Here is an 8,675-nt window from a genome sequence, read left to right as displayed (position 1 = left end):
CGGTGTGACGGCGTAGTAGGACAGTTCGCGGTCGTTGGTGTGTTGACCAACGTCCAGTGCCAGTTGAAATCCGAGGTCTTTCACCCGTTGGTAAGACGCGATCATGTCGTCGAGGTCGGCAACCTGAATGTTGACGTGCTGAACGCGGGTGCGGATCGGGTTGATCGGCAGTCGGTTGACCGCGGCGATCGCGATGGAGTGGTGCCGCTGGTTGACCCGTAGGAAGCGGATCTTGAACTTGAGACCACTGATGGTTTCGTCGATGAAGTCGGTGAGCCGAGCATCGAACACGGTGTCGTAATACCCGCGCATCTGATGGGGCTTCGTGGATGGCACGGCGACATGGCCGATTCCGGCTTCGCCGATGACAAAGCCCCCGCGGACCGCCATATTCAGCGGCGCGTCACCCATGAGGGGTCGGGTGAACAACTCTTGAGCCAGGCCGTTCGGGCCGGGGAACCGGACCAGACGCTCGACGCCGCGCAGCCCGGCCTCCTCCGTGGTTCCCTCGCTAACCGGCACACCATGATGAGTTACCCGGGCGAGGATTTCGTCGAACGTGCGATGGTCGTCGACCTGCCACCCGAGGGCGGTGACGTCCTCGGCGGGACCGCGCCGCAACAAAAACCGGCATTGGTTGTCGTCGAGTCGAAATCGCATCACACCGCGCCCGATATGGTCCACGTGCATGCCGATGGCGTCGTGACCGAACCGCCGCCAGTCGGTAAACCTGTCGGTCTCGACGACGATATAGCCCAGGTGGACGCTGCCGAAGATGTTCATCGGTCGAACACTGATGGTGCACTGAGAAAGTCGACGGCCATCCGATTGAATAGCTCGGCTCGTTCCCACTGCATCCAATGGCCGGTGCGCGAGGTCATGACCAGCTCGGCGTTGGGCATCAGGTTGGCCAGCATCGGCCCGCCGGACGGCCGATTGACCTTGTCGTCGCGACCCCACAACACCAATGTCGGTGTCTGCAGATGCTTGAGGCGCTGGTCTCGGGTGAGGTCCATTCGCCACAGCGTGCGCAGCGCCGTCGGTCCGGACGGGCGACGCAGCGGCGGGTCGGCGACCACCTCGGGATCGACTGAGGCCGCGTATCGGGTGTCGATCAGACTGTCGGGCACGCAGGCGCCGTCGTAGACAAGGTAATTGCGGATGAATGCCGCCAGCTTGTCGCGGCTGGGCCCGTCGCCCACGTAGTACGACAGCAGGCTCTTGAGCCCGGCAGTTGGGGCGCGTCGGGTTGTGCCGATGCCGCCCGGCCCCATCAGGACGAGCTTGCCGACCCGCTGGGGTGTATCCAGGGCTAGCCGCAGCGCGGCCGCACCGCCGTAGGAGTTGCCGACCAAACACGCTGTGCCGATTCCGAGTTCGTCGAGCAGGCCGCGGATCATGTCGGCGAGGTAGCCGAACGGATCGGACTGGTCGACGCCTTTGGCCGAGCGGCCATAACCGGGCATATCGGGCACGATCACCCGGAAATGCTCTGCAAGAGAGTCGATGTTGCGGGAGTAGTTGGCGACGCCGGAGGCGCCGGGCCCGCCGCCGTGCAGCATGACGACGGGCAGCCCGTCGCCGGCTTCGGCCACGAACATCGGCTTTCCGGCGACGTTGACGGTCTGTTCGCGTAGGGCGGTCGTGGTCATGCGCTGGCCTCGGTTCTGGTGCATGCGGACAAGCTGTAACCGGTCGGTGGCGGCGGTAGCGGTTGTCCGGATTTGGCGGCGGCATAGATGAATCCGTCGGGTCGCAGCACTGCGGCGGCTGCCCTCCTACGCCGCAGCCAGCGTACGAGCGTGGATTCAACGATCGGGATGGTCGGGACGCCGAGGTCTGCCCAGGCTTGGCTGCCGCGTGGCACCGGTCCGACATGCACGATGGCCCACCGCCCGCCCAGGAGCTCGTCGAAGCGGACTCGCACGCCATCGGCGTTGCTCACCCACGGCTGCGGGACCTGCCATCCCACTGCACGGTGCCGGACGGAGCTCAAGAAACCCTGCCGGAATCGCGCCTCGGGGATCCAGGTGAACTTGTCCAGCTGGGCGTTCACCGCGGGTACTCGCAAAATGTTGCGCAACAGGTGGTTTCGCACGACGGCGATCGCCCGGTTGCGTTCGGTGATGATCCGCCCCGTGCGACAGGCGCGGCGCGTCACCTCGGTGACGTGTGGTTTGCGTTCAACTTGGTACGTATCGAGCAGCGACTCGGGAGCTTGCCCCTTCAACACGGCGGCGAGCTTCCAGCACAGGTTGGCGGCATCGCGAACGCCGGCCGACATGCCCTGGCCGATCCACGGCGGCATCGCGTGCGCAGCGTCGCCGGCCAGGAAGACTCGACCGACCCGCCAGCGGTCGGCGACGCGGACGTGGTGGCTGTAGATCACGGCGCGCAGAATCTCGATGTTCTCGTCGGTGATGCCCTGGTCGTTCAGCACCTTCCAAATCGCGTCGTGTCGGAGCAACTCCTGCTCGAGTTCGCCTGCGTGCGCCGGGTATTCCCAGCGGTGGTGGCCCAGGGGCGTTGGACAATCAACGGTCGGGCGAGCCGGATTGCAGTGAAAGCGCAACCTGTCGTGGCCTTCCCACTCCCGCAGCACCTTGGTGTCGATGACAACCCAGCGCTCGCTGTAGGTCCGCCCGGTGTAGCCAATGCCGAGTTGGCCCCGGGTCGGAGACGAGCCGCCGTCGGCGGCGATGACATAGCCCGCGTTCAGCCGCTTCAACGTGTCGGTCCGCAGGTCGGCAAGCATCAACTCGACGCGGTCGTCTGTGGGATGCAAGCGCAGGCATTCGTGTTCCAGCAGCACGTCGACGTCGGCAAATCGCTCGACGCCGTTCCGCAGGACATGGTCGACCGCGGGTTGATACAGAAACTGCTGCGGTGGATGCCCGGCCCCGCGCGGGTGGACCTTCAAGTCGATGAACGGCACATTGTTGGCGTCGACAAAGGTCAGCGGCCGGTCGGGCAGCATGTCGCGCTGCAGCCGCTCGTCCAGCCCGACCGACTGCCAGATCCGCATGACTTCTTCGTCGGTCGAGATGGCCCTGGCTCGACTGTAGACATCGGGATCACGTTCTACGACGAGCACTTTCAAACCGAGTTGGCCCAAAAGGTTCGCGGCGGTGGCACCGGTAGGGCCGTAGCCGATCACCGCGACGTCGTAGGAGTCCGCACTGGTCATAATTTGCTCGCATCGTCGAGGGCTTGTTCTGTAACGATCGCTACGGTAATGTAACGATCACTACAGAGTCAAGACATTCGACTGGGAGTTGAGTTGGCCGAAAAGATGCAGCCGAAACGGCGCAAACGCGCCGACGGAGAACTGTCGCGTGAACGCATCCTTGACGCGGCGACCGAGATTGCCGCCGAGCGCGGCTACGAAGGCGCCAGCATCGCTCTGGTCAGCGCCAAATGCGGGTTGCCGGCCAGCTCGATCTACTGGCATTTCAAGAACAAGGACGACCTGATCGCGGCGGTCATCGAGCGCAGCTTCGGGGACTGGCTCAAGGCCTGGGAGGTTCCCGTTGAAGGCTCGCCGCAAGATCGCCTGGTGGGCTTGGCAATGCAGCTCGCGAAGGCTCTGCTGGATTCGCCCGACTTCATTCGGCTCGGCCTGATGCTGTCGCTGGAACGCCGCCCGGTTGAGCCGCGGGCGCGCGCGATGTTCCTCCAGTTGCGAGCGCAGACTTTTGACCAGTTGATCGACACCATGCGGGGGTTCACACCGGATCTCACTGACGCTCAGGTCCATCAACTGGTCACCTACGCGATCGCCGGCGCGGACGGATTGTTCATCGCCAGAGAGATTCACGGCGACGCGGTGGACTTGCTCGCGCTTTTCGAACTGCACGCTTGGGCGCTGTACGACACCGCGCTGCGGCTGATCGCCGAGGACGGTCGACTGTGACGCCGACGCCGCACAGCGAGCAGGGTGCGCGCAAGGGGGAGCACCCCGGCCGGTCGTCGAACCCGGTGATCAAGGTCCACGATCTCGCGTGGCTGGAATTTCAGAAGCCGGATCTGGTTCGTGCCGAAGCGTTTGCGCAGGCGTTCGGCTTCACCACTGTGTCGCGCAGCGGCGACGAGTTGCAGTTGCGTGGCAGCGATTCGGGCTCGCCGTGTGTGCTCATCCGCCGCGGGCCAACGTCGCGATTCGTCGGCGCCGCATTCCGGGCCGTCGACGAGGCGGATGTGCTGCGGCTTGCCGACGCCAACGGTGCGGCGACGCACGCCCTGCCCGAGACGATCGGCGGGCTCGCGGTGGATCTGGTCGACCCCAGCGGGATGCCGGTTCGCGTCGTCGCGGGCACTCGTCAGCTCGAAGCGTTGCCGGCTCAGTCGGCGCAGACCTTCAACTTCGGGACCGAGCTGCGGCGCGCCAACGCAGCCCAGCGGCCACCCCGACAGCCCGCCCGGGTGCAACGCCTCGGCCACGTCGTGCTGCAGACGACCAGGTATCGCGAATCGCTGGACTGGTACCTGGATCAGCTCGGCATGATCGTCAGCGACTTCCTGTTCTTCCCCGGCCAGCGTGACCGCGGCCCGACGATGAGTTTCATTCGCTGCGACCGCGGCCAGACCCCCGCCGATCACCACACCATCGCGGTCGCGTTGGGGCCGACCAACCGCTACGTCCACTCGGCGTATCAGGTGTGTGACCTCGATGCCCTGGCCGCCGGCGGTGAGTACTTGAAAGACGCTGGCTACCAACGCTCCTGGGGAATCGGCCGGCACATCCAAGGCAGCCAGATCTTCGACTACTGGCGCGATCCGGACGGTTTTATGGTCGAGCACTTCAGCGACGGCGACATGTTCGACTGCACGCTGGAACCTGGCTGGGCGCCGTTCACCGGGTCCGGGCTGGCCCAGTGGGGACCGCCGGTCACCAAGGACTTCCTCGGCACCAACCCGCGATCCCTGCCCCACGAAGCGCGATCGATGATCAGTGCGCTTCGGGCTGACAACGAATTCGATGTCCGCCGCCTGATCGGCCTGATGAAAGTAGCCGTGTCATGACCCGTTCCGTCGCCCGCACCGCCGACGCGTGGTGGCTCGTCACCACAAGCGGGGCGGTCAAAATCAACACGGACGCCTCCACCACCGCCGAGCTGTTGGCCGACCGCGCCGCCATCGACGCGGCGGCATCCGGGTCAGCGACTGTGCCCCTCGAGAGTCTCACACTGATCTCCCCGGTGACAGCACCCTGCCGGGTCGTGGCGCAGATGACCAACTTCGCCTCGCACGTCAAAGACGCCGGCATGGACCCCAAGTCGATTCCGCTGACATTCTTCCGCAAGGCATCGGGGTCGATCACCGGACCGGCCGGCGACATCGTCAGGCCCGCGCATGTGCGGTTCTTGGACTACGAGGTGGAGATCGGACTGGTGATCGGTCGCGCGATCCCCGTTGGCACCGAGATCTCCGCGTCACAATTGTCCGACTACATCGCGGGCCTGGTGGTGACCAACGATGTCTCCGCGCGCGATGTTCAGCTCCCGAAAACCCAGTTCTACGAAGCAAAGTCGTATCCGACGTTCACGCCGGCCGGCCCGACACTGGTGCTGCTGGATGCCGACGAACTCAAGCGCTTCGGCGACTTACGTCTTCGGCTACGAGTCAACGGCGAGGTCCGTCAGGACGCGAAAGTCGACGGCGACATGATTTATCCGCCGGTGCAGGCATTGCAGGCCCTGGCGCGGTTCCAACGACTCGACGCCGGTGATCTCGTCTTGACCGGGACACCGGTCGGCACTGCGCTGTCCGCCCCGCCCAAGCCGATCGAGATCATCGGCTCGCTGCTACCGCCCGCGATGAAGTGGAAGGCGTTTTTCAACCGGCAGGCCAAAAACCCGAAGTACCTGCGGAACGGCGACGTTGTCGAGGCCGCCGTCGCGACCGACGACGGCGTCTTGGACTTGGGCTCGCAGCGCAACGTGGTGAGGTACGCGTGATGCGCACGCCACCGAACGGAGTTGCCGTCTATCGGCCCGACATCTACTCCACCGACGCGATCGTCGACCCTTATCCGCACTATTCCCGTCTGCGCGCGCTGGGATCGGTGGTGTGGCTACCGCGGCACCGCGTTTATGCGCTGCCGCGATTCGGCGAATGCAAGGCCGTGCTGCGCGATGATGCGACGTTCGTCTCCGGTAGCGGAGTAGCGCTCAACGTCATCACCAACAGATTGTCCCGCGGCACAACATTGAACAGTGATGGCGCGGAACATGATCAGCGGCGCAAACTCGTGGCGCACCGCATACTGCCGCGGGCGCTGCTGGCTATCAGCGACACTGTGGACGAGCAGGCGGCCCGCGTCGTCGACGCCGCGTTGGGCAAGGGCGAGATCGACGGTGTGGCCGATCTTGCGACCGCACTACCGCTTGCTGTGGTGCCCGACCTGGTGGGTTGGCCGCGCGATCAGCGGGAGCATCTACTCGCTTGGGGCGGAGCGACGTTCGACATTCTGGGTCCACTCAACCTGCGCTTCCTCAAGGCATCCCCGTCGAGCGTGCAGATGCTGCGTTTTGCGCGCCGCGTCGTGCGTCACCGCAGTGTGATCGAGGGAAGCTTGGGTCATGACGTGCTAGTGGCGGCCGACAACGGGCGACTGCCGCACCGCGAGTGCCATCCGCTGATGGTCGATTACGTTGCCCCATCGTTGGATACGACCATCAGCGCGATCTCCAGCGCGCTGCATTTGTTCGCGATCTTTCCTGAGCAGTGGGAGATCCTGAAGGGCAATCCCGATCTGATTCCCAACGCGGTCAACGAGGTCGTCCGATACGAGTCGCCGCTGCGTGCGTTCTCACGAAGAGCGGTTCGGGAGACGACAATCGGCGACACCAGGATTCCGGTTGGGTCGCGTGTCCTGGTCATCTACGCCTCGGCCAACCGTGACGAAAGCGAATGGGATCGACCCGACACCTTCGACATCCGCCGCGACGCCACCCGGCAACTCGGCTTCGGTCAGGGCGCCCATGCATGTGCGGGTCAAGGGTTGGCACGCATGGAGACCCAGGCGATGCTGCACGCACTTGTCGAGCGCGTCGACCGGATCGAGCTGACCTCACCACCCACGTGGGCGCTCAACAACATCATCCGGCGAAACGAAAGCTTGCCGCTCAAGCTGATCGCGGCCTGAGCCGCCTACTTCAACTCGGACGACGACAGACCCAACAGCCGACGCGCAACCACGAGCTGCTGGATCTGCTGGGTGCCCTCGAAGATGTCCATGATCTTCGAGTCGCGCGCCCACTTCTCCAGCAGAGTCTCTTCCGAATAGCCGATGGTGCCGACCAATTCGACGGCTTTGAGGGTGATATCGCTGCCCACCCGGCCGGCCTTGGCCTTCGACATCGAAGCCTCTTTGGAGTTAGGGATGTTGTTGTCGGCCTGCCACGCCGCCCGCAGAGTCAGCTGGTAGCTGGACTCCCACTCGGCCTCCATCCGGAGAAACTCGGCCGCGGCGGCGCTCTGGACCTGCGCGGGCTTGTCGTAGGAGATCTCCACGCCGGCGTTGGTCAGGATCTTGCGCAGCTCTTCAAGAGTGGCGCGGGCAATCCCGACGGCCATGGCAGCCACCACCGGCCGGGTGTTGTCGAAGGTCTCCATTACCCCGGAAAAGCCTTTGCCCGGCTCGATTTCGGGGTTGCCCAGCAGATTGTCCTTGGGTATGCGGGCGTTCTCGAACCGGATCACGGCGGTGTCAGAGCCTTTGATCCCCAGTTTGTTCTCGAGCCGCTCGACGGTGACGCCGGGGTGCTCGCGCGGCACGATGAACGACTTGATCGCCGCGCGTCCCTTGGACTTGTCCAGTGTCGCCCAGACCACGATGTGGGTGGCTCGCGAACCCGCAGTGACGAAGATCTTTTCGCCGTTGATCACGTACTCGTCGCCGTCCAGCTTGGCGGTGGTGGACACCGCCGCCGAGTCGGAGCCGAATCCGGGTTCGGTGATCGCCATTGCGGCCCAGACCCGCCCCAGCCGTTTTAGCTGTTCGTCGTTGGCCACCGCAGAGACTGCCGCGTTGCCGAGGCCCTGGAAGGGAATCGACAGCAGCATTGCCGCGTCGCCCCAGCTGGCCTCCAGCGCCTGCAGCGCCGCGGCCATGTTGGCGCCGTTGCGGTTCTCCCCGTTGCTTTCGCTGCTGCGAAGCCCATCGGCTCCGGCCATGTCCGTGTTGGATTCGGCTGCGCCGGCGAACAGCTCGGCCAGCGTGTCGAGCTCGACCGGGTAGGCGTGCTCTTTGAGGTCGTATTTGCGGGCTATCGGCCGCATCATCTCCGCGCCGCCCTGGTGTGCCTTGTCGATCACCGCGTGCAGCTTGCGGGGCAGTTCCAAGTTGATTGCCATGATTGGTCTTTCGTTGCCGGTGAAATGAAGGACTAGATGACGACGACGCCCTCGGCGACGCCGAGGACCCTCAGGTCGCGGTACCAGCGCTCGACGGGGTGCTCCTTGGTGAAGCCGTGGCCGCCGAGCAGCTGCACGCCGTCCAGGCCGATCTGCATGCCCTTGTCGGCGCCGAGCCGCTTGGCCAACGCGGCTTCGCGGCAGAACGACAGGCCCTGCTCGGCCCGCGCCGCACCGCGCCAGGTGACCAACCGCAGCCCATCGAGTTCGATGGCGATGTTGGCGCACATGAACGCGACGGACTGCCGATGAGCGAT

Annotated in this window: 9 protein-coding genes; 4 read left to right on the top strand and 5 right to left on the bottom strand. The window is 64.9% G+C overall.

Annotated elements, in window-relative coordinates:
• The 3 genes from VN856_RS24685 to VN856_RS24675 form a co-directional block, all read right to left on the bottom strand.
• Positions 1-783, bottom strand: a 783-nt coding sequence (locus tag VN856_RS24685) for a VOC family protein (protein ID WP_325694237.1), incomplete at its 3' end; no start/stop codon positions are given.
• The gene (locus VN856_RS24680) at positions 780-1,652 is read right to left on the bottom strand and encodes an alpha/beta fold hydrolase (RefSeq protein WP_325694235.1); all 873 of its coding nucleotides are present in this window, start codon (positions 1,650-1,652) and stop codon (positions 780-782) included. The genes VN856_RS24680 and VN856_RS24685, both read right to left, overlap by 4 nt.
• On the bottom strand, positions 1,649-3,187 hold the full coding sequence (locus VN856_RS24675) for a bifunctional 3-(3-hydroxy-phenyl)propionate/3-hydroxycinnamic acid hydroxylase (RefSeq protein WP_325694233.1): 1,539 nt from the start codon (positions 3,185-3,187) through the stop codon (positions 1,649-1,651). Before VN856_RS24675 ends, VN856_RS24680 begins: the two co-directional genes overlap by 4 nt.
• 93 nt (positions 3,188-3,280) lie before the next feature.
• Here VN856_RS24675 and VN856_RS24670 point away from each other — a divergent pair, with 93 nt between their 5' ends.
• From VN856_RS24670 to VN856_RS24655, 4 genes are read left to right on the top strand one after another with little or no spacing between them, the layout of a single operon-like run.
• A complete protein-coding gene (locus VN856_RS24670; protein WP_325694231.1) occupies positions 3,281-3,913 on the top strand; it encodes a TetR/AcrR family transcriptional regulator in 633 nt (210 codons plus the stop codon).
• A complete protein-coding gene (locus VN856_RS24665; RefSeq protein WP_325694229.1) occupies positions 3,910-5,022 on the top strand; it encodes a VOC family protein in 1,113 nt (370 codons plus the stop codon). Before VN856_RS24670 ends, VN856_RS24665 begins: the two co-directional genes overlap by 4 nt.
• Positions 5,019-5,957 (top strand): fumarylacetoacetate hydrolase family protein, encoded by a 939-nt coding sequence (locus tag VN856_RS24660; RefSeq protein WP_325694227.1) that lies wholly within the window; start codon positions 5,019-5,021, stop codon positions 5,955-5,957. The genes VN856_RS24665 and VN856_RS24660 overlap by 4 nt, the downstream gene beginning before the upstream one ends.
• Entirely contained in the window at positions 5,957-7,147 is a 1,191-nt protein-coding gene (locus VN856_RS24655; RefSeq protein WP_325694225.1) for a cytochrome P450, read from the top strand. Before VN856_RS24660 ends, VN856_RS24655 begins: the two co-directional genes overlap by 1 nt.
• Positions 7,148-7,152: 5 nt before the next feature.
• Here VN856_RS24655 and VN856_RS24650 read toward each other — a convergent pair whose 3' ends face one another.
• Both VN856_RS24650 and VN856_RS24645 read right to left on the bottom strand, forming a co-directional pair.
• Positions 7,153-8,358 carry an acyl-CoA dehydrogenase family protein gene (locus tag VN856_RS24650; protein ID WP_325694223.1) on the bottom strand — a complete coding sequence of 402 codons (1,206 nt, stop codon included), beginning with the start codon at positions 8,356-8,358 and terminating at the stop codon, positions 7,153-7,155.
• Positions 8,359-8,390: 32 nt separating this feature from the next.
• Positions 8,391-8,675, bottom strand: a 285-nt coding sequence (locus tag VN856_RS24645) for an acyl-CoA dehydrogenase family protein (RefSeq protein WP_325694221.1), incomplete at its 5' end; no start/stop codon positions are given.

The sequence above is a fragment of the Mycobacterium sp. genome, assembly GCF_035603715.1.
Lineage (GTDB): Bacteria > Actinomycetota > Actinomycetes > Mycobacteriales > Mycobacteriaceae > Mycobacterium.
The sequence above is the reverse complement of the archived record's forward strand: the minus strand, read 5'-3'. Positions and strand labels throughout refer to the sequence as shown.